The organism is Micromonospora maris AB-18-032, assembly GCF_000204155.1.
GTDB lineage: Bacteria > Actinomycetota > Actinomycetes > Mycobacteriales > Micromonosporaceae > Micromonospora > Micromonospora gifhornensis.
Map to the genome: position 1 here is coordinate 1,805,081 of NC_015434.1, position 26,828 is coordinate 1,831,908.

Consider the following 26,828-nt stretch of genomic DNA (forward strand, 5'->3'; position numbering starts at 1 on the left):
GCAGACGAGCAAGGGCCCGCCTCGACCGAGGCGGGCCCTGCTGCGCTGCGGTGGTCAGTTGGCGGGCACCGTCACCAGCGGCTTGCCCGCACCCTTGCCGTCGACCTCCTGCACCTGGAAGTGCTTCACCGCGTCCAACTTGGACGAGGTGGCGGCGGCCAGGCTCAGCTGTTGCGGGTTGCTGTTGGTGCCGTAGCCGCCCTGCGGCACCGACCAGGTGGAGATGACCTCGGTGCTGGCATCCTCGCGCACCACCACCAGCCGGCACTCCCGGGGACCGGGCAGCCGACCCAGCGTGAAGGCGATGTTGGTGCCGAAATCCTTCGAGGCGAGGAAGAAGGTCGCCGTGACCCCGGTGGTCGGGTCGGTGACGTTGACCTTCCTGCCCTCCTGCGCGTTACCGCCGACCCCCGGATCACCCGGGTCACCCGAGCCGGTGTTCGGCACCTGCACCGGGCCGCTGGTCGGCCCGGCGATCTGCGGCGCGGTGCCGCTGTCGGCCAGGTTGCTGAACACCACCCCGGTGATCCCGCCGAAGACCACCACCGCGGCGGCGGTCGCCAGGATCTGCCGGAACCGTGCCCGGCGGCGGTGCGTACGCATCGCCACCAGCGTCCGGTCCAGCAGGACCGGATTCGTGTGGGTCTGCTCCAGCGCCGTCACCGACTCCGCGTCGATGTCGGAGAGCAGCCCGACCACCGGCACCATCGACTCCAGCTCGGCGGCGCACGCCCAGCAGGTTGCGAGGTGTTCCTCGAACCGTTCCATGTCCTGTTCGTCCAGCACGCCGAGCGCGTACGCGGCGACGTCCATGTGGTCAACCCGGCTCATTCCGTCACCCCCCTTTCCTGCAAGGCTGTGCGCAGGGCGCGCAGCGCGTAGTAGACCCGTGACTTGGCGGTGCCCAGCGGCAGCCCAAGTTCCTCGGCCGCCTCTGGCACCGTACGTCCTCGGAAGTAGGTCGCGACCAGGATCTCCCGGTGCGACTGGCTCAACGTTCGTAGTGCATCGGCCACCGTCATCGAACGCAGCACCCGGTCGGTGTTGTCCGACTCGGCGAACGCGGTCAGATCCCGGTCGTACGTCTCGGCCGGCCGGGCCTGTTCACTGCGATGCTCGTCGATGGCGATGCGCCGGGCCACCGTCACCAGCCAGGGGCGCAGCGACCCCTGCCCCTGCGTGCCCAGCCGGTGGGCGTTGCGCCAGGCACGCAGCAGCGTCTCCTGGACGATGTCCTCCGCCCGCTGCCGGTCACCGCCGGTCAGCCGCATCACGAACATCAGCAACGGACCGGCGTGTTCCGCGTACAGGGTGCGGATCAACTGGTCGGAGTGGGCGGCCTCGGTGGTCGTCGCCTGGTGGCGGCCAGGGGCGGGTCGCGGCGTCACCGGGCTATTCTGGCGAGACACCGCACGCGAGTCGACCCCGTTGGTGGTCGTGGTCGGCCGCGACTGGGACCGGGCCGACATCCAGTCCACCCGCACCCGCTCGCCGTGCCAACCGGCCGCCAGTGTGTGCATGCAGACCTCCGTTGTCCATGGACAGAAAGCCGTCCCCCCACGGGCATGGCTGCCGATGGATACGCACGGCCCTGCCGAACAGATCAACGTCGGACGGAAAAAATTCCCGACGGCGGTGGCGTGGAGTCGGTGGCCTGCTCGTCGTGGACCACGGCAGCACCCCCGACGAAGTGGTCGAGGTCGGCTCCGGCGAGGACCCGGCCGGGAAACCAGTCACCGGCGGCCCGCCGGGTCAACTCCGCCACCGGTGGCTCCTGTCGACCGGCGACCAGCACCAGATTGCCGTAACGGCGGCCGCGCAGCACCGCGGCGTCGGCGACCAGACAACCCCGAGGCAGCACGGTACGGACGGTGGCGACCTGCCCCCGGGCGTAGCGCAGCGGCGGGCCGTCGGCGAGATTGGCCAGGTACCAGCCGCCCGGGCGCAGCACCCGGGCCACCTCGGCGGCGTACTGGACCGAGGTCAGTCGGGCCGGGGTGCGGGCACCGGCGAACACGTCGGCGACCACCACGTCGTAACTGTCGTCCCGGGTGCCGGTCAACGCCGCGCGGGCATCGTCGACCCGCACCTTCAAACGGGCATCGGCCCGCCACGGCAGGGCCCGCCGGACCAGGTCGACCAGGGCGGCGTCCACTTCGACCACCCGCTGGGCGGAGCCGGGCCGGGTGGCGGCGACGTAGCGGGGCAGCGTCAACGCCCCGCCGCCCAGGTGCAGCACCCGCAACGGGGCACCGGCGGGTGCGATCAGGTCGAACGCGGCGGCCAGCCGCCGGACGTACTCGAACTCCAGGTGGGTCGGGTCGTTCAGATCCACATGCGACTGTGGTGCGCCGTCCAGCATGAGCGTCCACGAGCCGGGGCGGTCCGGATCCGGGGTCAGTTCGGCGAGCCCGGTGTCGACCTGTTCGGTGACCCGCTCGGTGTCGCGGCGGCGGCCCATCAGCGGTTGGTCCGGGCGGCGGCGGTCAGCGCACGGTGCAGCAGCCGGGCATCACCCAACCGGGACCGCAGCAGCCGCTCCAGGCCGGCGATCGGCACCAGATTCTGTGGGGCCCGGGGATCCTTGTACGGACTGGAGGCGAACCGGGGCAACGTGACAAGCGACAGATCCGCCAGCCGTACCGCCTCGGTGATCTCCAGGTCGGCGGAGCATTCCATCCGGACGATGCCGGCCCAGGGCGCCCCGGCGGACACCGGCAGCCGCAGGTACCACGACCAGCCACCCCAGGCGGTGCCGAGCCGGAACACCGGCGACCGGTGTCCCGGCGCCAGCCCGGTGACGACGGCGGTGAGCCGGGCGTCGAGATACTGGCTGTGCTGGGTCTTGATGTAGCCGAGGGTGCGCGGCAACTGCCGCCGGTTGCGCAACGGCCCGTCCACCACCAGCAGGTCGTCATCGGTACGCGCGGCGTCGGAGACCTCCACCTCCAGCGCGGTCAGCGGCCCCTGCACCGCAGCCGGCAACTTCGCCAACTCGCCGGTGCCACTGACCCGGTGCACCGGGTAGCGGACGGTGCCGGCCACCACGTCGCCCGCCGACGGGCTGGCGGTGAACAGTCCCCGGCCCACCTTGGCCCCGGCCAGGTGTGCCGCCCCACGCTCCAGATCGCACCGCACCACCCCGGCGGCGTACGAGGCGGCCAGGCCGGGGAAGGAGGTGCCGTCCTCCTCGGCCGTCCAGACGCTGGCGTCGATCCGGCGTACCCCGTCGACAAGCAGCACCACGTCCGGGGCCCGCACCCCCGGGCGGGGGCCGATGGCCCGCCAGTCCAGCGCGGGCAACTCGGCGTCGGCGTCGACCTGGGCGCTGCTCGGCGCGGCCGGCCCCGCTGCCGACGCCTCGAACGAGGCCCCGTAGGCGGGATCCCAACTGTCGACGAAGAACCGCGTCATGAGAGCCTCACCGGCCGGTGCGTTCGACGCGGGCCGAGCGGGCGTCCTTGCGTACCTCGAAGCGGACCGGGATCCGCTCGGCCAGCGCCGGCACGTGGGTGACCACCCCGACCATCCGGTCCCCCCGGGCGGCCAGGTTCTCCAGGGTGGCCGCGACGGTGTCGAGGGTGGCCGCGTCGAGAGTGCCGAAGCCCTCGTCGAGCACGATCGACTCCAGGCTGGCCGCCGTGGTGGAGAGCCCGGCCAACTGCTCGGACAACGCCAGCGCCAACGCCAGCGACGCCTGAAACGTCTCACCGCCCGACAACGTCCGCACCCCGCGACGCAGACCGGCGTCGTGGTGGTCGACGACGAAGAACTCGCCCTTGTCGTGGATCAGGTCGTACTGACCGCCGGAAAGCTCCCGCAGGATCCCCGACGCCCCGTCGACAAGCAGGTCCAGGGCTTCGGCCAGCAGCCACCGCTCGAAGTTGTTGGCCCGCAGGTGCCCGGCCAACGCCCGGGCGACCTGGGCCTGCCGCTCGTGCTCGGCGCGCTGCTCACGCAGCTCGGCGGCCTGCTCACGGCGCTCGACCAGCCGGCGTAGTTCGGCCTCGGCCCGCTCCACGGCGACGGTGGCGGCGCGCACCGGATCGTCGGGGGCCGGCAACCCGGCGTCGGCGAAGATACCGTCGATGCGGGCGGCCACCGCGCGGGTCGCCGCCTCCGCGTCGGCCACCGACGTCGCCAGGCCGTCGCGCTGCGACCGGCGCTGTCGTGCCTGCTCCTGCGCCCACTCGGCGAGGGTGGCCCAGGCGGCGGCCAGGTCGTCCCGGTCAGCGGCCGGCGGACCGAAGCGGGCCAACCCGTCGCGGGTGCCGTCGAAGTGCCGCCACGCCGTACGCAGCCGTTCCTGCGCGGCATCCACCGTGCCCCGCGCCCGGCGCGCGGCGTCCCGACCGGCCCTTACCGCCGTGGCCGCCTCGTCCAGGGCCGCCCGCAGCCGGGTGTGTTCGTCGAGCCGCTCGCGCAGCGTCTGCGCACTCGCCGCGTCGGCGAGCAGTTCGTCCAATGCGGACAGTCGGGCCTGTATCCCGTCGTGTTCGGCGCGGGTACGCACCAGCACCCGATCCAGGTCCCGCGCGGCCGCGTCGCGTTCGACCACCAGTCGTTTCGCGGCCTCGCTGGCCGCCCGCGCCGACTTGCCGGCGGCCACCGCGCGGGCCACCGCCGACCCGGCCGGCACCGCTGGTACCCGGGCCACCACCTGCTCGCACACCGGGCAGGCGTCCCCGTCGCTCAGGTGCGCCCGCAGCGCCGCCGCCTGGTCGGCGGTCTTGGCCTCCTCGTGGGCCTGGAACGCCGCCGCCAGCTCCGCCTCGGCCCGCTCGGCCGCCGCGGTCGCCTGCGCCAGCGCCGCCACGGCCGCGTCGTGTTCGGCGCCGGCGGCCTGCACCGCCGCGCGCAGCGCGTCGGCCTGACCGGCCAACTGCTCCCGCTCGGCGTAGGAGCGCAGCTGCAGTCGCAGGGTGCTCTCGTCGCCGAGGGCGGTCAACTCGCCGCGCAGCTTCTCCTCGCGCTCCTCGGCCAGCGACACCGCGTCGACCGCGGCGTCGGCCGCCGCACGGGCGGCGGCCACCGCCTGCGTCAGTTCGGCCGTGCCGTCCGGCGCCCGGACCGCGTCCAGCACGGACAACTCGGCGTCGAGGGCGGCCAGCGCCTGCATCACCTCGCGCGCCGTCGCCCGCGCCGTCTCCAGCTCCGGTACGGCGGCAGTGACCGCGGTGGCCAGCTCGGTCATCCGCTCGACCTGCTCGGTGGCCCGTTCCAGGGTGGCGTCGTCGGTGTCGGCGAGCCCGGCGAGCAACTGGTCGACGGCCTCCAGCTTCGCCTCGGCCTGCGCGGCACGCCCGGTGGCCCGCTGCTGCACCTGCTCGTAGACGCCGAGGCCGAGCAGGTTGACCAGGATCTGCTGCCGGGTGGCCGGCCGGGCGTGCAGGAAGTCGGCGAACTGCCCCTGCGGCAGCACCACGCAACTGGTGAACTGCTCGTACGGCAGGCCGACCGCCGCCAGCACCGCCTCGTCCATCTCGCCCGGGGTGCCGGCGACCACCTCGCCGAGATCCTCCGGGCTCAGCCCGGTGTCCAGCTTGGTGACGTCGAAGCCGTCCGGCATCAACTGCAACCCGGCGTTGGCGGTCTTCACGTTGCCGCGGCCGTCCCGGCGCACCACCCGGGTCGCCACGTACCGGGCCCCGGCCGACTCGAAGACCAGTCGCACCCGGGCCTCCGTCGCCGACGGGGCCAGCGCGTTACCCAGCCCGCGCGTGCCACCCCAGCGGGGCACCGTGCCGTAGAGGGCGAAGCAGATCGCGTCGAGCACCGTCGACTTGCCGGAACCGGTCGGCCCGACCAGGGCGAAGAAGTCCGCGTCGGTGAAGTCGATGGTGGTCTCGTCGCGGAACACGGTGAAACCGGCCAGGTCCAGTCGCATCGGCCGCATCAGTGCTCGACCTCCTCGAGCAGCTCGTCGAAGAGGTCCCGGACGCCGTCGTCGGCGTGCCCCCGACTGTCCAGGTAGTCGGCGAAAAGCTGCCGGGGAGAACGCCCGGATCGTTGGGCGACCCGGGTGCCGCTGCCCGGCGCCGGCACCAGCTCCGGGTCGATGCGGATCTCCAGCGCCCGGGGGAACAACTCCTGCACCTCCTCGCGCAGCCCGGCGCGAGGCTGCTCGCGCACGTACACCCGCAGCCAACCCTCCGGTGCGGTGATCCCGGCGAGCTGCGCCAGCGTGCCGCGTACGGTGTGCAGCGCCGTGGCCGCCGTCACCGGCACCTCCCGCACCTGCGCCGCGGTGGTCGCGCTGACCTCGACCACTGTCACCGACGGGACGTTCTCCTGCTCGCCGAAGTCCACCGCAAGGGGTGCCCCGCTGTAGCGGATCGGGCACGGTCCCTGCACCCGCTGGGCGCGGTGCAGATGCCCGAGCGCGACGTAGTGCGCGGTGCCGGGGAAGACCGTGGCGGGTACCGCGTACCCCATCACCGTGTGCGCGTCACGTTCACCGCCGCCGGTGGCCGCCCCGACCACGGTCAGGTGCGCGGTGACCAGGTGGACGCGGTCCGGCTCGGTGAAGCCCTCGGTCAGCCGGGCCAGGATGCGGCCCAGGTGGTCGGCGTAGGTCTGGGTGGTCTCCGCGGCGGTGAGCTCGTACATCTCCACCGCGCGGATCGCGTACCGCTGGGACAGGAACGGCAGGGCGGCCAGCTGCCAGCGTTCCCCGCCGGCGGTGGTGCCGTCGATGACGTGCTCGGCCGGATCCTCGCGGACCGCGCCGCGCAGGGTGATGCCGGCGGCCTCGGCCCAGGGACGCAGCGCGTCCAGCGCCGGGCCGTTGTCGTGGTTGCCGCCGATGGCCACCACGTCCGCGCCGGTACGCCGCAGCGCGGTCAACGCCCGGGTGACCAGCCGGGTCGCCTCCGCCGTCGGCGCGGCGGTGTCGTAGAGGTCACCGGCGATGACGACCAGGTCCGGCCGTTCCTGCCGGGCGATGTCGATGACCCCGGCCAGCACGTTCTTGTGCTCCTCGGCCCGCGACTGCCCCTTGAGGACCTTGCCCACGTGCCAGTCGGAGGTGTGCAGGATCTTCACTGGGTCCGCCTTCCCTGTGCCTAGAACGGGATGTCGTCGTCGACGCTGCCGCCGCCGGAGCCGACCACGGCGAACGGGTCGGCGGACTGGGTGATCGAGCGCAGCGTCTGCGACGGTGCGGCCCCGGCCTCGGAGACCCGGGTCGCCCAGGCCGGGAAGGGGAACTCCAGGCAGAGCGGGACCGGGATGTCCGGCTGGTTGACGAACATCGTGCCCGGCTTGGCCAGCAACGCGCGTTGCCGCTGGGCCGGCGGGAGGAAGCCGTACTCGGGACGGGACGCCTCGGCCGGGTCGAGCCGGCCCACCACCCGGATCGCCGAGTTGGTGACGATGCGGCGTTCCACCTCGCTGGCGGTCTGCTGGGCCCCGATGAGGATCACCCCGAGCGAGCGGCCCCGCTCGGCGATGTCGAGCAGCACCTCCTTGATCGGGGAGGAGCCCTCCCGGGGGGCGTACTTGTTCAGCTCGTCGAGCACCACGAACAGCAGTGGCTTGGCGGTGCCGGCCTTCTCCTTGCGCTCGAACTCGCTCTTGAGCGTCACACCCACCACGAACCGTTGCGCGCGGTCGGGCAGGTTGTGCAGGTCGACCACGGTGACCTGGGCGCTCTCCGCGGTGTTGATCGAGTGCGGGCGGCGGGTGGCCAGGTCACCCCGGATCAACCGGGACAGGTCCTTCTTGCTGCCGATCAACCGCCGGGCGAAGGCGTTGACCGTGCCCAGGCCGACCGCGCTGCCGGCCCACTCGCCGCGGGTCTCGTCGTCGCTGAGCTGCTCGACGATGTGGTCGACCAGGTCGCCGTAGCTGCCCAGGCGCACCCCGTCGAGGCTCACCCCACCGTCGGCCGGCTGGGCATAGCGGGCCAGGTGGGCGGCGACCGAGTGGACCACCATCGTGTACTGCTGGCGTTCGTCGTCGGCGTCGGCGAAGACGTACGGCAGGAGCCGGTCGGCGCAGAACTCCGACAGCGTCCAGTAGAAGCTGTCGACCCCGGTGAGCCGGCTGCTCACGTCGGGTGTGCCGGAGGAGTCGCCGACCCTCGGCGGGGCGTACACCCGTACGTCACCGAAGGCGTCGGCGACCAGGCCGAGCCGGGCGTACGCGGCCCGGGTGGCGTCGTCGAGCCGATTGTTCGGGTGGTCGAGGAAGAGCAGGTCCTCGCCCTTCACGTTGAAGATCAGCGCCTTGGCGTTTACCGCGTCACCGCCCAACTGCCCGGAGCGGAACACCGAGTAGAGCAGGAAGGTGGCGAAGCTGGTCTTGGTGGCCACCCCGGAGATGCCGGAGATCGACACGTGGGCGCCCCGGGTGCCGTCCAGGAAGTCGGCGTTGAGGTAGACCGGCACCCCGTCGCGGCCGGTGCCCATCGGGATGCGGCGCTCCATCCGGTCGAAGTGCAGCGCCCGCGCCCGGGCGTCGCCCTCGGCCCGGTGCACCACCGCGCCGGGCTGCGGCGGCACGTAGAACTCCGGGTCGACCCGGGTGGTGGTGATCTCGGCGGCCTCCTGCACCTGGGCGGGCAGGGTGCCGTCGGCGATGGCGAACACGTCGGAGTCGAACTGGGCGCCCTCGTGCCGCGCCCGGACCTGGGTGACCACCCCGGCGATGGTCACCGGCTCCCGGTCGGGCAACTCCCGGCGGGTCACCACCACGTCGTCGAGCTGCAGATAGCTGCCGGGGGCGACGGCCGTCCAGAACTGCAGGGGAGTGGCGTCGGCGGTGCCGAGCACCCGGCCGACACCTTCACCCGCGCCCTCGCCCGTGACGTCGAACCCCGGGTCAGTCATCGGGTGGCTCCTCCTCGGCGGTTATCGCGTACCGGGCGGTCATCGCGGTCGGCACGCACGCCCTGCATCCTGCCGGAGGAGTACGACACACCGCCACGCGACGCGGCGGAGGCCACGTCGAGACTCCGGCCTCGACCGCGCAGCGCGACGGCACCCCCACTGCTCGTGTCGATCGGCCGGGTTTGCTACCGGTCCCGGCTCAGGTGGAGCAGGTCCGGGTCGAGTCGCCCGGCCAACTCCCGCACGGCAGCCTCGTACTGCGGATCGGTGTGGTACGGCCAATGCTGGTCGATGCGGGGCGGCACGGTGTCGTCCGGCGGCACGGTGACCTCGACCGGGTCCCGCAACCGGCGGTCGACGGTGCCGGCCGGCGGCGGCACCCGGGGTGGCTGCCCGGGCCAGTGCGCGGAGAAGACGGGACCGCCGATCGGGTCGGTGTCGCGCCACAGGTTGACCCATCGCCAGCCGATCCGGTCGCCGATCTCGTGCAGCACGTCGTCACCGAGGAAGGCCGGACAGAGCCGGGAGTAGAGCCGGTGCAACGGGCTGCCGTGGGTCAGCAACGCCACCCGGGGCAGCACCTCCGGCGGCAACTGGAGCAGGGTGGCGGCGGCGAGCACCGAACCGTGGGAGTGCCCGGAGAGGATCACGCCTCCTTTGCGGGCCAGTGCGCTGACCCGCTTGGCGAGTTCCGGCACGGCCCGTTCGGCGTAGCAGGGTGGCGCGAACGGATGCACCGTACGTGGCCAGAACGTGCCCAGGTCCCAGATCACCGCGACCGAGCGGCGGGTGCCCTCCGAGCGGTAGGAGGCCAGCCCGAGCACGACGATCCCGGCCGCAACCAGCCCGATCACGTAGATCCCGACATCGGTCACGAGCGACAGGTTTGTGGTCGCCTGGCCGTCGGTTCTGGCCAGGTACCGCGACAGCTCCGACGGCCCGACGCCGATCAGGTCCAGGGCGACGATCGCCACGCCGAGCAGGGACAGGACCAGGAAGACGATGAAGATGGGCCCGAGTTGTTCGGTGAACGCCGCCCGGGCGACGACCTCCCGGACGGCGGCGCGCTGGGGCAGCGCCTCCGGCGGGGGATCGGGGAAGTCGCGCCGGACGATCTGCTCGGCCATCCGGCGTCGCCGTCGCCTTGTCGCGACGATCCGCCAGAGTGCGGCGATCGCGACGACCATGATCGCCGCCAGCCCGGCCAGGGCCGCCCAACGGTAGGAGACCGGTGGCTCCAGCGGTGGTGCGCCGGGGCGATCCGGCCGTGCCGGGTTGGGGATGTCGCTGCGGTCCAGAAAGTCGGCCACCCGGTACACCAGCGCGGCGGCGAATCCGTAGGCGGCGGCGACCGCCGCGGTGGCGAGCAGCGGGCCGGCCAGTCCACCCAGCCACAACGGGGTTCCCGCGCGGCTGCGCCGGCGCTGGTGCCAGGTGGTGACGGTCAGCGCGATCAGCAGGCCGGCCTGGACCGCGATCAACGCGGCCACCGCGCCCTCGTATCCGGGGAGTTGCCCGTGCGGTGGCTCCGGTTCCAACGGCACCACGGTGTAGGCGAGCGCCAGCAGGGTGACCACCGTGGTGGCCTGGCGCAGCCGCCGTACGCCCCGCATGTCGACAGGTCCCCGGCCCGGCCCCTCGTCGACGGCGCGGGCCGGTCGGCAGAGCAGGACGGCGGCGACGGCGAGCAGGCACCAGGCCGTACCGAAGAGCACGTACACCACGGGCGTGGGACGGAGATGGATCTGCGCGCCGAGCAGGATCGTGTCGAGAATGCCGAGCCCGACCGCGACGTGCAGGGTCAGCAGTCGACGCACCACGATCGCGTCGTTCCAGAAGCCGGGTTCGTCGATGCGGTCCTCGCCGAGCGCGTCGCGTGCCTGCCCGGGCCTGGCCGGAAACGCCTCGAAGGCCCGGGACGAACGTGCGCCGAGCCACCACAGCAGCCGCAGCGCGGCGATGGGCACCAGCGCGAGGATCGCCAGGCGTGGCCCGAGAGGGAGGCTGCCGAGCCAGGCCAGGTAGCCGCGGCCCGCCCGGCAGGGCTGGTAGCCGACGCACTGCCAGCCGACCAGGTCGATGCTCACCCCCACGACGGACAACACGAACGCCGCGGTCAGGGTGGCGGCGAGCAGCCGGCACAGCGGGCCGATCAACCCGCCGGCCCCGCCGGTCGCCGGCCGGGCCCAGACGGCGAGGTTGACAAGCATGAACGGCAACAGGAACAGCAGGGAGAGGGTACGCACGGCGGCTCCGGCGGTGAGCGCCCCCCAGCGGTACGCTTCGACCTTCAGCCCGCTCGGCCGGTCGCTGATGCCGAACCCGGGCCGGGGGCGGTAGAAGCCGGCGTTGTCGTCACCGGCGACCCGGATCACCACAGGGTGGTCCAGCAGCGTCTCGGCGGAGGTCCCCGAGACGCCGTGCACCCGTAGTTCGACCACCTCGTGCGTCAACGTCCCGTCCTCCGGCAGCTGCCGATCCCGGTTCACGGTATTGAGCTGACCTCGTCGCCGGTGGCGGTTCGGCCATTTCCGCCGACAGTCGTGCAGGTGGTCAGTGGCGGGCGTGGCGCAGCAGCAGGGTGCCGTCGCCGGCGAGCAGCACGTGGCGCAGCGGCAGCTGCCGGGCCGGGCTCGGCGTACCGGCGGTGATCCGGCCGGCGCCGGCGCCGGCGAGCAGCGGAGCCACCGACAGGCAGACCTCGTCGACCAGGTCGGCGGCGGTGAGCGCGCCGAACAGGTGCGGGCCACCTTCGCAGAGCACCTGGTCGAAGCCACGCCGCCGCAGTTCGGCCAGGCCGACGGCCAGGTCGACCTCGTCGGTGCCGCAGTGCACCAGATCGGCCACGGCGGCCAGGCCCGGTGCCGCGGGCGCGCCGTCGCGGGTGAGCACCATCGGGCGTACCGGCGCGTCGGCGAAGGCGGCCTGGGTCGGATCGAGGTCGAGGCTGTTGGAGACCACCACGAGCGTCGGGTACTCGGCCAGCCCGTGCCGGCGTCGCCAGGCGCGGCGCTGCTCGTCGAGCCGCAGCGCCCGGTAACCCTCGTGGCGCAGCGTGCCGGCGGCCACCAGCAGCGCGTCGCAGACCATGCGCAGCAGCCGGAAGACCCGCTTGTCGGGCTCGCCGGACAACCCGGCCGAGTAGCCGTCGAGGCTCACCGCGCCGTCGACACTTGTCACGAAGTTCATCCGCAGCTGCGGCGTGTCGGCCCGGCGATAGAGCGCGGTCAGCGCATCGTCGTCCAGCGGAGCGGGTGACGGATCCGGCCAGAGGGCGGAAATCGGCGCGTCGGCGGTCATTCGCTGGCCGGACCGGTGACGACAGGGGTGGGTCGAGGGGTACGGTGCTGGCAGTCGCACCAGTTCCGGCCCGGGCAGTCGTCGTGCCGCCGCGCCCGGCACGCTCGGCAGATCATGTCCGCAGCCTATGCCGAGGAAGGATGGGACACGCATGCCGCGTCATATCTTCCAGCTGAGGATTTCGCTGTCCGGGGTTCGTCCCACGATCTGGCGCCGGGTGCTCGTGCCCGGTGGCTACACGTTGGATCGCCTGCACCGGGTGGTGCAGCACGCGATGGGTTGGCGCGACTGTCATCTGCACTCGTTCGAGATCGACGGCGTGCAGTACGGCGAGCCGGACCCGGACGGCGACCTGGCGCTCGACGACGAGTTGACCCTGCACGACGAGTTGGACGTGCGGCTGGACGCGGTGGCGGGCAAGGGCAGCCGGTTGCAGTACACGTACGACTTCGGTGACTGGTGGGAGCACGACCTGCTGGTGGAGGACGTGGTCACCGCCGATGCCGACGAGCGCTACCCGAGGTGTGTCGACGGCGAGCGGGCCGCTCCGCCGGAGAACGTCGGCGGCGCGCAGGGTTACCTGCTGCTGCTCGCCGCGGTCGCCGATCCGGGACACCCGGAGCACGCGGCGATGCGGGCGTGGGTCGGTGACGGCTTCGACCCGGAGGCCTTCGACGCCGGCCGGGTGACCACACTGCTGCGGCGCTTCTGCTGATCAAGGACGTTCCGGCACCTTGACCGGACAGTCGTCGAGGCTGGCGCGAAGCGGGATCAAACCGGTCCGGTGGTAACGATCTGGGAACGCTCCCAATGGCCTATTGACACTCCTGATACCTCCCGGCAATCTCATGGGAGCGTTCCCAAGGGGCGTAGATCACATCTCAGCGCGCCCGGGGCGTCGACGCCCGGCTGACCAGCCGGCGGCCGGCAGACGCTGCGGCACCCCCCCACCACATAAACCAGCCTCACCACTGAAAGAGGGGTCAGGATGAACCTCACCAAGCGGCGTGCCCGCCTGGCGGCGGCCACCTTGGCGGCGGTCACCGCCGTCGGTGGCCTCGCGGCCTGCGGCAACGACGACGACAACACGTCGGCAGAGGGCGGCAAGCCCGCCAAGCTGGTCGTCGACACCTTCGGCGAGATGGGCTACGACGAGCTCGTCAAGCAGTACGAGCAGCAGACCGGCATCAAGGTCGAGCTGCGCAAGACCGCGCAGCTGCGCGAGTACCGCCCCAAGCTGGTCCGTTACCTGGCCACCGGCAAGGGCGCGGCCGACGTGACCGCCCTGGAAGAGGGCATCCTCAACGAGTTCAAGGCCAACCCGCGCAACTGGGCCGACCTCGCTCCGCTGATCGACGACCACTCCAAGGAGTACCTGCCCTGGAAGTGGGAGCTGGGCAAGGCGCCGGACGGGCGGCTGATCGGTCTGCCCACCGACGTCGGCAGCCTCGCCGTCTGCTACCGCAAGGACCTGTTCCAGGCGGCTGGCCTGCCCACCGAGCGGGACCAGGTCTCGGCCCTGTGGCCGGACTGGAACGGCTTCCACCAGACCGGCCAGAAGTACAAGCAGGCCACTGGCAAGGGCTTCATCGACTCGATCACCGCGGTCTCGAACGGCGTGCTGTTCCAGCAGGGCAGCGACCTGTTCTACGACAAGGAAAACAACGTCATCGCCAAGGACAGCCCCGCGGTGAAGGCTGCCTGGGACACCGCCACCTCGATGGTGGACATCTCCGCCAAGGCCGAGACCTGGTCGCCGGCGTGGAACGCGGGCTTCAAGCAGGGCACCTTCGCGGCGACCTTCTGCCCGTCCTGGATGCTCGGCATCGTCGAGGAGAACTCCGGCGAGGGCAACAAGGGCAAGTGGGACGTGGCTGCCGTTCCGGGTGGCGGCGGTAACTGGGGCGGCTCCTGGCTGGCCGTGCCGGAGCAGAGCCAGCACCAGAAGGAGGCGGCCAAGCTGGCCGAGTTCCTGACCAACGCCACCAGCCAGGTCGCGGCCTTCAAGGCCACCGGCCCGCTGCCGACCAACCTTGAGGCGTTGAAGAACGAGGAGTTCCTCAACTACACCAACGAGTACTTCAGCGGTGCGCCGACGGGCAAGATCTTCGGTGAGAGCGTCGCCAAGATCGAGCCGGTCCACCTGGGCCCGAAGCACCAGGCTGTCAAGGAGAACGCGTTCGAGCCGGCCATGCGGGCCTTCGAGAACGGGCGGGCCAGCAAGGATCAGGCCTGGGAGCAGTTCACCAAGGACGCAGAGACTCAGGGCGCCTTCTGAGTGATTCCCATCCGGTGGCGTTCGGGATTCCTGCCCGGACGCCACCGGTCGGTCCCCCCTTGCGCGTGGCACCGCGTGCGGGCCCCGGGGCGTCGCCCGGAAAGGAAACCTGATGAGTCTGTCGGCCACGACGGCACCGCCGTCGTCAGCACCACCGCCTCCGAACGCCGAGCCCCGGCGCCGGCGTGGGCATCTGCTCAACCGCCTGGATCTCAAGTACTCCCCGTACCTCTACATCGCACCGTTCTTCCTGATCTTCGGGGTCTTCGGGTTCTACCCGATGCTGCGGACCGCCTGGATGTCCCTGCACGACTGGGACATGATCGGCGAGAACTCGTTCATCGGGTTCGACAACTACACCCGGTTGATCTCCGACGAGTACTTCTGGAACGCGCTGGTCAACACGTTCGGCATCTTCGCGCTGTCGACCATCCCGCAGTTGCTGCTGGCGCTCTTCCTGGCCAACCTGCTCAACCGCACCCTGCTGCGGGCCAAGACCTTCTTCCGGATGGCCATCTTCATCCCGAACGTGGTCTCGGTGGCCGCGGTCGCCATCGTCTTCGGCATGCTGTACCAGCGTGACTTCGGTCTGTTCAACTGGCTGCTCAGCTTCGCCGGTGTCGAGGCCATCGACTGGAACGGCGAGAAGTGGAGCTCCTGGACGGCGCTCGCCACCATGGTCAACTGGCGGTGGACCGGCTACAACACCCTGATCCTGCTCGCCGGCATGCAGGCCATCCCGAAGGATCTCTACGAGGCGGCCGCGATCGACGGGGCCGGTCAGTGGCGGCAGTTCTGGCAGATCACCCTGCCGATGCTCAAGCCGACCTTCATCTTCGTGGTCATCCTCTCCACGATCGGCGGCATGCAGCTGTTCACCGAGCCGCTGCTCTTCGCCAACGGCAACATCATCGGTGGTGACCAGCGGCAGTTCCAGACCCTGGCCATGTACATGTACGAGATGGGCATCGTCAACCTGAACACCGCCGGCTACGGAGCCGCGGTCGCCTGGGCGATCTTCATGATCATCGTGCTGGTGTCGCTGATCAACTTCGTACTCGTCCGCCGTACGGCGAAGTAAGGAGAGACCAGTGAAATCGGCTTCTCGCCTCTGGCGTACCAGCCCGCTGACCTACCTGGCGCTCGTCATGGCGGCCCTGCTCTCGATCTACCCGTTCTACTACATGATCGTGATCGGCACCCGCAGCCTGGATGCGATCAACGACGTGCCGCCACCGTTCACCCCGGCCGGCTCGTTCGGGGACAACTTCGGCCGGGTGCTCGACAACGACGCGGCCAACTTCGTCACCGGTCTGGTCAACTCGGTCATCGTTTCCTCGGTGGTCACCGTGTCGGTGGTGCTCACCGGCTCCCTGGCCGGTTTCGCCTTCGCGAAGCTGCGCTTCCGGGGCCGTAACATCCTGCTGCTGTCGATCATCGTCACCATGATGATCCCGACCCAGATGGGCCTGATCCCGCTCTGGGGCATGATGCAGTCGTTCGGCTGGTACGACAGCCTGCTCGCGGTCACCGTGCCGTTCCTGGTCAGCGCCTTCGGCGTGTTCATGATGCGGCAGTACGCCAGCCAGGCGATCTCGGACGAGCTGATCGAGGCCGGCCGGGTCGACGGGGCGAGCACCTTCCGGATCTACTGGAACATCGTGCTGCCGGCGCTGCGGCCGGCCGCGGCCGTGCTCGGCCTGCTGACCTTCATGGAAACCTGGAACTCGTTCCTCTGGCCGTACGCGATCCTCAGCCCGGAGAACCCGACCCTGCAGGTGTCGCTCTCCTTCCTCTCGTACGCCTACTACACGGACTACTCCCAGGTCTTCGCCGCCACGGCGGTCGGCACCCTGCCACTGGTCCTGGTCTTCATCGTGTTCGGCCGCCAGATCATCGGCGGGATCATGGAAGGTGCAGTCAAGTCGTGAGCAACCCCGCCACCCCACCCGCAGTCGGCGTCCTCGACGAGCGTGCACCGCTGACCTTCCCGCCGGGCTTCCTCTGGGGAGCGGCCACCGCCGCGTACCAGATCGAGGGGGCCGCGGCCGAGGGTGGACGTACCCCGTCGATCTGGGACACCTTCAGCCACACCGAGGGACGCACGGTCGCCGGGCACACCGGTGACGTGGCCTGCGACCACTACCACCGGGTCGGCGACGACGTACGACTGATGGCCGAGCTGGGGCTCAAGTCGTACCGGTTCTCGGTCTCCTGGCCCCGGGTGCAGCCCGGCGGGTCCGGTCCCGTCAACGCCGAAGGGCTCGACTTCTACCAGCGGCTGGTCGACGACCTGCTGGCCAACGGGATCGAGCCCTGGCTGACCCTCTACCACTGGGACCTGCCCCAGGAGCTGGAGGACGCCGGGGGCTGGCCGGCCCGCGACACCGCCGCCCGGTTCGCCGAGTACGCGCAGCTGATGGCGAACGCCCTCGGCGACCGGGTGAAGTACTGGACCACGCTGAACGAGCCCTGGTGCTCGGCCTTCCTCGGCTACGGCTCCGGGGTGCACGCCCCGGGCCGTACCGACGGGGCGGCTTCGGTCCAGGCCGGGCACCACCTGATGCTCGGGCACGGGCTCGCCGTGCAGGCGCTGCGCGCGACGCTGCCCCAGGCGCAACTCGGCGTCACCGTGAACCTCTACCCGGTCACCCCGGCCAGCGACGCGCCCGGCGACGTCGACGCCGCCCGACGCATCGACGGGTTGGCCAACCGGTTCTTCCTCGACCCGATGCTGCGTGGCCAGTACCCCGACGATCTGGTCGCCGACCTGGCGAAGGTGACCGACTTCGGGCACGTCCGCGACGGGGACCTGGCCGTCATCTCCACGCCGATGGACCTGGTCGGGGTGAACTACTACAGCCGGCACGTGGTCGCCGCGCCGGTCCCCGGTGAGCAGCCCGAGCGGTACTGGCGGGCACCGACCAACTGGCCGGGCAGCGAGGACGTCCGGTTCGTCACCCGGGGCGTGCCGGTCACCGACATGGACTGGGAGATCGACGCCCCCGGGCTGGTGGAGACGCTGCGTCGGGTGCACGAGGAGTACACCGATCTTCCGCTCTACGTGACGGAGAACGGTTCCGCGTTCGTCGACGCGGTGATCGACGGCCAGGTCGACGATGTCGAACGCCTGGCGTACTTCGACGCGCACCTGCGCGCCGCGCACGAGGCGATCAGCGCCGGTGTCCCCCTGCAGGGATACTTCGCATGGTCACTGTTGGATAATTTTGAGTGGGCCTGGGGCTACACCAAGCGGTTCGGCATGATCTACGTCGACTACGACAGCCAGACTCGCATCCCCAAGTCCAGCGCCAGGTGGTACGCAGAGGTGATCCGACGCAACGGTCTGGCCGCACAATAAGGCGACGGCCAGCCAGTAACGGGCGGCCCGGCACCGACGCTCAACCAGGTGCCGGTGCCGCCTGACGTCGGAGGAGCAGACGATGACAACGCAGCGCACCCGGTCACTCGGGCGCCCGACCCTGGACGCGGTCGCGGCGCGTGCGGGTGTTGGCCGTGGGACTGTCTCCCGCGTGGTCAACGGCTCTCCCCAGGTGAGCCCGGAGGCCCGTGCCGCCGTGCAACAGGCCATCGCCGAACTGGGGTACGTGCCGAACCGGGCCGCCCGGGCGCTGGTCACCCAGCGGACCGACTCGGTGGCGCTGGTGGTCAGCGAGTCCGGTGAGCGGATCTTCGCCGAACCGTTCTTTGCCGGCATCGTGCGGGGGATCAGCTCGACCCTGCTGGAGACCCCGCTTCAGCTCTGGCTGGCCATGGCGCAGTCCCCGCTGGAGCGGGAGCGGGTCGAGCACCACCTGACCAACCAGCACGTCGACGGCGTACTGCTGCTGTCGTTGCACGACGACGACCCGTTACCCACGCTGCTGGAGGAGCGCGGCCTGCCGACGGTGCTCGGTGGTCGGCCCGCGCGGATGCTGCACCCGGAGGCCCAACCCGCCTCCTTCGTCGACGTGGACAACGTCGGCGGGGCACGCCAGGCCGTGGAATACCTGGCCGGCCGCGGTCGGCGGCGCATCGCCACCATCGCCGGCCCGCAGGACATGGGCGCCGGCCTGGCCCGCCTCTCCGGCTACCGGGACGCGGTCCGCAGTGCCGGGTTCGGCATCAACCCCGACCTGATCGGGTACGGCGACTTCAGCGAGGAGAGCGGCGCGACCGCCATGCGGCACCTGTTGGAGCGCTGCCCCGACCTGGATGCGGTCTTCGTCGCGGCCGACCTGATGGCGTTCGGCGCGATGCGTACGTTGCGCGAGTCCGGCCGCCGGATACCCGAGGACGTGGCGGTGATCGGCTTCGACGACGCGCCCATCGCCCGGCAGGCCGTCCCTCCGTTGACCTCGGTCTTCCAGCCGGTGGAGGAGATGGGACGGCAGATGGCCCGGCTGCTGGTGGCCCGGATCCGCGGTGACGAGATTCCCGCCCCGCACATCGTGCTCCAGACGCAGCTGGTGGAGCGCGCCTCCACCTGACCCCGAGCCGATGATCGACTGCGTTACGCCGTCGTGGCGGTTCCCGTCCGCGCCTACCCCGCCGTTTCGGCGAAACGGCGCCCAGCAGGCGGGCTCAGTCAGTCCAGCGGCGTAGTTCGCGTCTGGCGAGGCTGGCCCGGTGCACTTCGTCGGGGCCGTCGGCGAGCCGCAGCGTGCGGGCCTGGGCCCAGAGCGCGGCCAGCGGGGTGTCCTGACTGACCCCGGCGGCGCCGTGTGCCTGGACGGCCTTGTCGATCACCCACTCGGCCATCGCCGGGGTGGCGATCTTGATTGCCTGGATCTCGGTGTGTGCGCCCTTGTTGCCGACCGTGTCCATCAGCCAGGCGGTCTTGAGCACCAGCAGCCGGGCCTGTTCGATGCGGACCCGGGACTCGGCGATCCACTCGCGTACCACACCCTGTTCGGCAAGCGGTCGGCCGAACGCGATTCGCTCGGTGACCCGCCGGCAGAGCAGTTCCAGGGCCCGTTCGGCCATCCCGACCAGCCGCATGCAGTGATGGATCCGCCCCGGTCCGAGGCGGGCCTGGGCGATGGCGAAACCGGTGCCCTCGGTGCCGATCAGGTTCTCCACCGGCACCCGTACGCCGGTGAAGTCGATCTCGGCGTGCCCGCCGTGCGGGCCGTCGCTGTAGCCGTACACCGTCATGCCCCGGCGGACCGTGACGCCCGGGGTGTCCCGGGGGACCAGGACCATGCTCTGCTGCCGGTGCCGCTCGGCGCCCGGATCGGTCTTGCCCATCACGATGAACAGCTCGCAGGCCGGATCCATCGCCCCGGACGACCACCACTTGCGTCCGTCGATCACGTAGTGGTCGCCGTCGCGGCGGATCGAGGTGGCGATGTTCGTGGCGTCGGAGGAGGCTACCTCCGGCTCGGTCATGCAGAACGCGGACCGGATCTCGCCGGCCAACAGCGGGGCCAGCCAGCGTTCCCGCTGGGCGGGGGAGCCGAACTCGGCAAGCAGTTCCATGTTGCCGGTGTCCGGTGCCGCGCAGTTGAGCGCCTCCGGGGCGAGATGCGGGCTGCGGCCGGTCAGCTCGGCCAGCGGGGCGTACTGGAGGTTGGTCAGCCCGGCACCGTAGCGCGGGTCGGGCAGGAAGAGGTTCCACAGGCCGCGCCGACGGGCCTCGGCCTTCAACTCGGCAAGCACCGGCGGACGGGCCCACGGGTCACCGGTGGCGGCCACCTGCGTCGCGTGCACCGTCTCGGCCGGGTAGACGTGCTGGTCGAGGAAGTCCGTCAGCTCCGCGCGCAACTGCTCGGTGCGGGCGTCGTACCCGAAGTCCATCAGCTCTCCCTCACCGCGTTCAGTCCGTGCGCGACAAGCGGCGCCACCATGTCCCCGATGGTGTCGAAGCCCTCGCCGAGGGTCTGCCCGAGGGTGTACCGGTAGTGGATGCCCTCGCAGATCACCGCGAGCTTGAAGCAACCGAGGGCGATGTGCCAGTGCAGCGGGCCGACGTCGACGGCGCTGCGGTCGACGTACCGGTCGATCAGTTCGGTGCCGGTGGGGAAGCCGGCCCGTGGGCCGAGGCCGTCGGCGACCGGGTTGCCGTCGGCGATGTCTCTGCCGCCGAGCACCTCCCAGTACGTCAACAGCAGCCCGAGGTCGGCCAGTGGGTCGCCGAGGGTGGCCATCTCCCAGTCCAGCACGCCCGCCACGGTCACCGGATCGACAGTCGCGAGCAGGTTGTCCAGGCGGTAGTCGCCGTGCACGATGCGGCCGGCGTTGCGGCCCTCGGGTGCGGTGGCGGCGAGCAGGTCGCGCAGCTCGTCGATGCCGGGCATCGGCCGGCTGCGGGAGCGGTCCAGCTGCCCGGCCCAGCGGCGTACCTGCCGGGCGAGGTAGCCGTCGGGGCGGCCGAAGTCGGCCAGGCCGACCGCCTCCGGTTCGACCGTGTGCAGTGCCGCGAGGGTGTCCATCATCGCCATGGCCAGCCCGTGTCGCTGCTCGGCGGTGAGCCCGTCGGTCTGCTGTCGGCTGCGGAACACTTCGCCGGGCACCCGTCGCATCAGGTAGAAGGGCGCGCCGAGCACGTCCGGGTCCGAGCAGAGCAACACCGCGTCCGGCACCGGCACGTCGGTCGGGGCGAGCGCCGAGATCACCCGGAACTCCCGGGCCATGTCGTGCGCGGTGGCCAGCACGTGCCCGAGCGGCGGACGGCGCAGCACCAGCTCCTGGCCGCCGGCCCGGAGCAGGTAGGTCAGGTTGGACCGGCCGCCGGTGATCAGCTCGGCCCGCAGCGGGGCGGTGGCCAGGTCGGGTCGGTGTTCGGCCAGGTAGTGGCTGAGTCGACCCAGGTCCAGACCGGCGGGGGAGTCGCCGCCGGTGCCCCGGTGCCGCTCCGGCGTCGGGTGGCGGGTGGCCGGATCGGTCATCCGGACAGTCCAGGGCAGCTCGGACCGCTTGTCAAGGTCAGGTTTGACCCTCGGGTCATGCCGCCGCAACAGGGACGAAATGGTCACCTGGCAGCCTGATGATCAGCCTGCCGGCCCTCGTGCTGGCCCGCCGAGCGGAGGGGTTCGAGATGTTGTTGCGCGTACGGGTCACCCTGCCGGACCGCCCGGGCACACTCGGCCAGGTGGCCCGCACCCTCGGGGTGTCGGGCGCGGACATCGTCCAGGTGGTCGTGCTGGAACGGCTCGGCGGGCGCGCGGTCGACGACTTCACCGTGGTGTGGCCCGGCGCCGCTCGGGTCGAACGGCTGCTCGCCGGCCTGGCCGCGATCCCCGGCGTCCGGGTGGACGGGGTGTGGCGGGCGATCGGCGCGCCCACCACCACCGGCCAGGACGCCGAACTGTTGGCACAGGTCGCCGCCAACCCGGCCGACGGGCTGGCCACCCTTGTCGACGCGGTGCCCGGACTGCTCGCCGCCGATTGGGCGGTCGCCGCGGTGGTGCCCGTCGACTGGGCCAGTCGGACCGGCGGCGGTGGGGCCACGGTCGCGCACGCCAGTTGGCGTACGCCCGAGCCGCCCCGCCTGCCGGAGGTGACCCCGCTGCGGGCCCGGTCGATGACCATGCGCGACGGCGGGCACTTCGCGGTCGCGCCCTTCGGTCGGGCCGGGCTGGTCATGGTCGTCTGCCGCGAACACAGCGAGTCGCTGACCCCGGCCACGTTCCACTCCACCGAGGTGGACCGGCTGGCGCAGCTGGTCCGGGCCAGCGCGGTGATCCTCGGCGACCGGCTGGACCTGGTCGACGTCCCGCCGATCAGCGCCACGCCGTGACCGCCCCTGGCCAGCTGTGACGTACGCCGCAGGGCCGGACGCGGCTCGACACGGCGGGGCAATCGTCCGGCAACAGGCGGGCGCGAGGGTGGTACGCGAAGGGAGGCACCAATGACCCTCTGGCGAATCCGGGCCACCGTCGACGACCGACCGGGCTATCTGTCGGTGCTCACGGCGAGCCTCGCGTTGCGCGGCGTCAACATCCTCACCGTGCAGGTGCACACCACCGAGCACGGTGCCGTCGACGATTTCCTGGTCGACGCGCCGGACACCCTCGACGAGGCGGACCTCGTCGCCGCTGTCGAGCGGGGTCGGGGGCGGGACTGTTGGGTGGCGCGCAGCGAGGCGCGTGGCCTGGTCGACCAGCCGACCCGGGTGCTCGCTCTGGCGACCCGGTTGGTGCGTGACCCGGACGCGACCGGGGAGGTGTTGCGGGCCCTGCTCGGTGCCGACGAGGTGACCTGGCGCCCGGCGTCCGAGGCGGCCCGGTGCGGGATCGACGGCCTGACGATGCTGCTGGCCGACCCCAACGGGGGCGCGTACCACCTGCGCCGGGTCGCGCCGAGCTTCACCCCGGCGGAGTACGCACGAGCGCAGGCGTTGCTGGAGTTGGGCGCGACCGCGGCGGGTCGGGGCGCTGACCAGATCACCGTCGTCCTGCCCGACGGGGCGGAGTTGACCGTACGACCGGCGGTCGCCGAGGACCTGACCGCGGTGGCCGAGCTGCACGAGGCCTGCTCGGCCCGTACCCGCCAACGGCGCTACCTGGGTGGGGCGGCGTTGCCGACACCGGCGCGGCTGCGGCGGCTGCTGGAGCCGACCCGTGGACTGACCCTCGTCGCGGTCACCAACGACGCCGATCCGTCGACGGAGTCGGTGGTGGCGATGGCGAACCTGCTCGCCGAGGGCGACGAGGCCGAGTTGGCGCTGCTGGTACGTGACGACTGGCAGCGGCGCGGGCTGGGTTCGATGCTGTTGCGGCGGCTGGTCCGGCAGGCCGAGTCGAGTGGGTACGCGGCCACGGTGCTGCACACCCAGGCCGACAACACGCCGATGCTGCGGACGCTGCGCCGGCTGCACCGACCGACCACGATCGAGCAGGACGGTGGCCTGCTGACCGTGACGATGCCCCTGGTCGCCGAGGTGCCGGTGGAGAGCGCGGGCTGACCGGGGGAATCAGACGACCGACCTCCGATGCGGAGGACGGTGAGAAGGGCAGGACTTCCGGTGCGGAGGCCCTGCCCTTCGCCTGTGGCACGAGAAAACGGCCGCCGGAGGGACACCGGCGGCCGTTTTCTGGTGGTTGGTTCGCAGCGAGCTTTCCCGACCTGGTCGGGGGATGACACAAGTGTGCCTGCCCACCACCTGTGTTGATCTCAGGTGAACGGTCTGACCTGGGCGGACGGGAGGATCTCCTGTCGGTACGACGGAGACGATTCGAGGGCTGAAGACGGCGTGTCGACGTAACACACCAGGCTCTTTCGGCGCTGCTCGCGGCTCCGCGTCGGCCTTCCCAAAGTGGTCGGTGCCAGATTACATTGCTACCTATCCATGGGAGCGCTCCCGGTCCTGCTGGATCCCATCCTCCGCCACTTTTGCCGGCAGCCGTCCATCCCGACGCGGCACGCGTCGGCGCTGCCTGCCCCGCACCGACAGGAGCAGCCGCATGCACCACACCAGACGGCCGCGTCGCGCCCGCGGCGACGAGCCCGGTCACCACCAGCCCTGGTCCCGCCGGCTCCGCACCGCCGGCACCGCCCTCGCCACCGGGCTCGCGCTCGTGCTCGGCGTACCGGCGGCCGGTGTCGCCGCGCCGACCTCCGGCGACGCCTCGACCAGCGCCGCCGCGCCCGCCTTCAACTACGCCGAGGCGCTCCAGAAGTCCCTGCTGTTCTACGAGGCGCAGCAGTCCGGCAAACTGCCGGACTGGAACCGGGTCTCCTGGCGCGGCGACTCCGGCCTGCGCGACGGCTCCGACGTCGGGATCGACCTGACCGGTGGCTGGTACGACGCCGGTGACCACGTCAAGTTCGGCTTCCCGATGGCGTTCACCACCACCATGCTCGCCTGGGGTGCGGTCGAGTACCGCTCCGGCTACGCCGCCTCCGGTCAGCTCACCCACCTGCTGAACAACCTGCGGTTCGTCAACGACTACTTCGTCAAGGCGCACCCGTCGCCGAACGTGCTCTACGGGCAGGTGGGCAAGGGCGACGACGACCACAAGTGGTGGGGCCCGGCCGAGGTGATGCCGATGGCGCGGCCCGCGTACAAGATCGATGCCAGTTGTGGCGGCGCGGACCTGGCCGGGGAGACGGCGGCGGCGATGGCCGCGTCGTCGATGGTGTTCCGACCCACCGACGCCGCGTACGCCGACAAGCTGCTCACCCACGCCCGGCAGCTCTACACCTTCGCCGACACGGTGCGGAAGAACTACCACGAGTGCATCACCGACGCGACAAGCTTCTACCGTTCCTGGAGCGGCTACACCGACGAGCTGGTGTGGGGCGCGATCTGGCTGTACCGGGCCACCGGCGACGCCGCCTACCTGGCCAAGGCCGAGAGCGAGTACGACAAGCTCGGCACCGAGCCGCAGACCACCACCCGCTCCTACAAGTGGACCGTGGCCTGGGACAACAAGCAGTTCGGGGCGTACGTGCTGCTGGCCAACCTGACCGGCAAGCAGAAGTACATCGACGACGCCAACCGCTGGCTGGACTTCTGGACCGTCGGCGTCAACGGGGAGCGGATCCGTTACTCGCCCGGCGGGATGGCGGTGCTCGACTCCTGGGGGGCCCTGCGCTACGCGGCCAACACCGCGTTCGCCGCACTGGTCTACAGCGACAAGACCACCGACGCCACCCGCAAGGCCCGCTATAAGGACTTCGCCGTCCGGCAGATCAACTACGCGCTCGGCGACAACCCGCGCAACTCCAGCTACATGATCGGCTTCGGCGCCAACTCCCCGAAGAACCCGCACCACCGCACCGCGCACGGCTCCTGGTGGGACAGCATGACCGTACCCACCGAGACCCGGCACACCCTCTACGGCGCCCTGGTCGGCGGCCCGTCCTCGCCGAACGACGCGTACACCGACAACCGGTCGGACTACGTGATGAACGAGGTCGCCACCGACTACAACGCCGGTTTCACCTCCGCCCTGGCCCGGCTGACCCAGGAGTACGGCGGCACCCCGCTGGCCAACTTCCCGGTCGCCGAGCAGCCGGACATCGACGAGTTGACCGTGGAGACCACGGTCATGCAGAACGAGACCCGGGCCACCGGCCTCAAGGTGATGATCTACAACAAGTCGGCCTTCCCGGCACGGGCCCTGACGGATGCGAAGTTCCGCTACTACTTCCGTCCCGACGGCACCGGCCCGGTCACCGTCACCCCCGGATACACCCAGGGCTGCCCGGCACCGTCGACCGCCCGGCAGGCCGCTGGTGACCTCTGGTACGTCGAGGTCGACTGCACCGGGCACACCATCGCCCCGGCCGGCCAGTCGCAGCACCGGATGGAGGTCCAGTTCAAGGTCGGGGTGCCCGAGGGCGGCACCTGGAACACCGCCAACGACCCGTCGTTCCAGGCCACCGCGGGGCCCAACCGCAACGTGCCGCTCTACGCCGGTGGCGCCCGGGTCTGGGGACAGGAACCGACGACCGCTGCGGACACCACCCCGCCCACCACCCCCGGCACCCCGGTCGCCACCGCGGTCACCTCCCGCTCGGTGAGCCTGACCTGGCCGGCGTCCACCGACACCGAGAGCGGAATCGAGGACTACAGCGTCAGCATCCGGCAGGTCGGCAGCGACGCGATCCTGCTGCGCACCAGCGCCACGAACTCGGTGACGATCGACAGCCTGACCCCCGCCCGAACCTACGTGTTCAGCGTGCAGGCCCGGGACCGGGCCGGTAACCGGTCCGCCACCTCGCCGAGCCTGACCGTGACGACCCCCGCCGTCGACGAGGGCGACACCACCCCGCCGACCGCGCCGGGCAGCTTGACGGTATCCGGGATCACCGCCAACGGAGCGGCCCTGACCTGGACCCCGTCGACCGACAACGTGGGCGTCACCGGTTACCGGATCTACCGTACGCACCTCGGCGCGGAACTGGTTGCCACGGTCACCGGGACCACGTACCAGGTGACCGGGCTGAACCCGCAGACCACGTACTACTTCTACGTGGTCGGGATCGACGCGGCCGGCAACGCCTCGCCGCCGTCGGAGCTGGTGACGGTGACCACCTCGGCGCCGCTGCCCACGTCGCCCTGCCGGATCACCTACGGCACCAACGACTGGGGCACCGGATTCACCGCGAACATCACCATCGCCAACACCGGCACCACGGCGATCAACGGCTGGACGCTGGCGTTCACCTTCCCGCACAGCGGCCAGCGGGTCGGCCAGAGCTGGTCGGCCACCTTCCAGCAGACCGGCACCTCGGTGACCGCCACCAACCTGTCCTACAACGGCACCATCGCGCCGGGCGCCTCGACAAGCATCGGCTTCAACGGCACCCACACCGGCAGCAACCCGAGGCCGACCAGCTTCACCCTCAACGGCAACACCTGCACCATCGGCTGACGGACGCATTGTGGGGCGGGGCGGCTCACCGACCGGTGAGCCGTCCCGCCCTCGTCCACATCTGCCGGCTGGACCCCGGGCGTATGGTGCCTG

General features: G+C 71.3%; 20 protein-coding genes. 9 read left to right on the plus strand and 11 right to left on the minus strand.

The features are described from left to right. Nucleotides 1-54: 54 nt before the first annotated feature. The 9 genes from VAB18032_RS08325 to VAB18032_RS08365 all read right to left on the minus strand — a co-directional run bounded on the left by VAB18032_RS08325 (nucleotide 55) and on the right by VAB18032_RS08365 (nucleotide 12,131). Nucleotides 55-831 carry an anti-sigma factor gene (locus VAB18032_RS08325; protein WP_043720100.1) on the minus strand — a complete coding sequence of 259 codons (777 nt, stop codon included), beginning with the start codon at nucleotides 829-831 and terminating at the stop codon, nucleotides 55-57. Beyond that, nucleotides 828-1,520 (minus strand): sigma-70 family RNA polymerase sigma factor, encoded by a 693-nt coding sequence (locus VAB18032_RS08330; protein WP_013732358.1) that lies wholly within the window; start codon nucleotides 1,518-1,520, stop codon nucleotides 828-830. Before VAB18032_RS08330 ends, VAB18032_RS08325 begins: the two co-directional genes overlap by 4 nt. Before the next feature lie 83 nt (nucleotides 1,521-1,603). Then, nucleotides 1,604-2,461: a spermidine synthase gene (locus tag VAB18032_RS08335; protein WP_013732359.1), complete on the minus strand. Its 858-nt coding sequence runs from the start codon at nucleotides 2,459-2,461 to the stop codon at nucleotides 1,604-1,606. Beyond that, nucleotides 2,461-3,414, minus strand: a complete 954-nt coding sequence (locus VAB18032_RS08340) for a hypothetical protein (protein ID WP_013732360.1) — start codon at nucleotides 3,412-3,414, stop codon at nucleotides 2,461-2,463. The genes VAB18032_RS08335 and VAB18032_RS08340 overlap by 1 nt, the downstream gene beginning before the upstream one ends. A 7-nt stretch (nucleotides 3,415-3,421) precedes the next feature. Continuing rightward, the gene (locus tag VAB18032_RS08345; RefSeq protein ID WP_013732361.1) at nucleotides 3,422-5,896 is read right to left on the minus strand and encodes an AAA family ATPase; all 2,475 of its coding nucleotides are present in this window, start codon (nucleotides 5,894-5,896) and stop codon (nucleotides 3,422-3,424) included. Further along, entirely contained in the window at nucleotides 5,896-7,044 is a 1,149-nt protein-coding gene (locus tag VAB18032_RS08350; RefSeq protein ID WP_013732362.1) for an exonuclease SbcCD subunit D, read from the minus strand. The genes VAB18032_RS08345 and VAB18032_RS08350 overlap by 1 nt, the downstream gene beginning before the upstream one ends. A gap of 20 nt (nucleotides 7,045-7,064) precedes the next feature. Then, nucleotides 7,065-8,831 (minus strand): ATP-binding protein, encoded by a 1,767-nt coding sequence (locus VAB18032_RS08355; protein ID WP_013732363.1) that lies wholly within the window; start codon nucleotides 8,829-8,831, stop codon nucleotides 7,065-7,067. A gap of 185 nt (nucleotides 8,832-9,016) precedes the next feature. Further along, entirely contained in the window at nucleotides 9,017-11,320 is a 2,304-nt protein-coding gene (locus tag VAB18032_RS08360) for a hypothetical protein (RefSeq protein ID WP_013732364.1), read from the minus strand. 64 nt (nucleotides 11,321-11,384) lie between these two features. Continuing rightward, nucleotides 11,385-12,131, minus strand: a complete 747-nt coding sequence (locus VAB18032_RS08365) for a pyrimidine reductase family protein (RefSeq protein WP_013732365.1) — start codon at nucleotides 12,129-12,131, stop codon at nucleotides 11,385-11,387. A 151-nt stretch (nucleotides 12,132-12,282) separates the two neighbouring features. Here VAB18032_RS08365 and VAB18032_RS08370 point away from each other — a divergent pair, with 151 nt between their 5' ends. From VAB18032_RS08370 to VAB18032_RS08395, 6 genes are all read left to right on the plus strand, one after another. Continuing rightward, entirely contained in the window at nucleotides 12,283-12,846 is a 564-nt protein-coding gene (locus tag VAB18032_RS08370; protein ID WP_043720104.1) for a plasmid pRiA4b ORF-3 family protein, read from the plus strand. 273 nt (nucleotides 12,847-13,119) lie between these two features. Then, entirely contained in the window at nucleotides 13,120-14,409 is a 1,290-nt protein-coding gene (locus tag VAB18032_RS08375; RefSeq protein ID WP_013732367.1) for an ABC transporter substrate-binding protein, read from the plus strand. 112 nt (nucleotides 14,410-14,521) lie between these two features. Further along, nucleotides 14,522-15,490: a carbohydrate ABC transporter permease gene (locus tag VAB18032_RS08380; RefSeq protein ID WP_013732368.1), complete on the plus strand. Its 969-nt coding sequence runs from the start codon at nucleotides 14,522-14,524 to the stop codon at nucleotides 15,488-15,490. Nucleotides 15,491-15,557: 67 nt separating this feature from the next. Next, a complete protein-coding gene (locus tag VAB18032_RS08385; protein ID WP_050814713.1) occupies nucleotides 15,558-16,340 on the plus strand; it encodes a carbohydrate ABC transporter permease in 783 nt (260 codons plus the stop codon). After that, nucleotides 16,337-17,770 (plus strand): GH1 family beta-glucosidase, encoded by a 1,434-nt coding sequence (locus VAB18032_RS08390; protein ID WP_013732370.1) that lies wholly within the window; start codon nucleotides 16,337-16,339, stop codon nucleotides 17,768-17,770. The genes VAB18032_RS08385 and VAB18032_RS08390 overlap by 4 nt, the downstream gene beginning before the upstream one ends. Before the next feature lie 82 nt (nucleotides 17,771-17,852). After that, nucleotides 17,853-18,899, plus strand: a complete 1,047-nt coding sequence (locus tag VAB18032_RS08395; RefSeq protein WP_043720107.1) for a LacI family DNA-binding transcriptional regulator — start codon at nucleotides 17,853-17,855, stop codon at nucleotides 18,897-18,899. A 94-nt stretch (nucleotides 18,900-18,993) separates the two neighbouring features. On the opposite strand, the gene VAB18032_RS08400 is transcribed toward VAB18032_RS08395, so the two are convergent. After that, a complete protein-coding gene (locus VAB18032_RS08400; RefSeq protein WP_013732372.1) occupies nucleotides 18,994-20,208 on the minus strand; it encodes an acyl-CoA dehydrogenase family protein in 1,215 nt (404 codons plus the stop codon). Continuing rightward, entirely contained in the window at nucleotides 20,208-21,299 is a 1,092-nt protein-coding gene (locus VAB18032_RS08405; protein ID WP_013732373.1) for a phosphotransferase family protein, read from the minus strand. The genes VAB18032_RS08400 and VAB18032_RS08405 overlap by 1 nt, the downstream gene beginning before the upstream one ends. A gap of 149 nt (nucleotides 21,300-21,448) precedes the next feature. Between VAB18032_RS08405 and VAB18032_RS08410 the strand changes: the two genes are divergently transcribed. The 3 genes from VAB18032_RS08410 (at nucleotide 21,449) to VAB18032_RS08420 (ending at nucleotide 26,735) form a co-directional block, all read left to right on the plus strand. Then, nucleotides 21,449-22,150, plus strand: a complete 702-nt coding sequence (locus VAB18032_RS08410; protein WP_043723475.1) for an ACT domain-containing protein — start codon at nucleotides 21,449-21,451, stop codon at nucleotides 22,148-22,150. A gap of 111 nt (nucleotides 22,151-22,261) precedes the next feature. Then, a complete protein-coding gene (locus VAB18032_RS08415) occupies nucleotides 22,262-23,317 on the plus strand; it encodes a GNAT family N-acetyltransferase (RefSeq protein ID WP_013732375.1) in 1,056 nt (351 codons plus the stop codon). 499 nt (nucleotides 23,318-23,816) lie between these two features. Next, nucleotides 23,817-26,735 (plus strand): glycoside hydrolase family 9 protein, encoded by a 2,919-nt coding sequence (locus VAB18032_RS08420; RefSeq protein WP_013732376.1) that lies wholly within the window; start codon nucleotides 23,817-23,819, stop codon nucleotides 26,733-26,735. Nucleotides 26,736-26,828 lie beyond the last annotated feature (93 nt).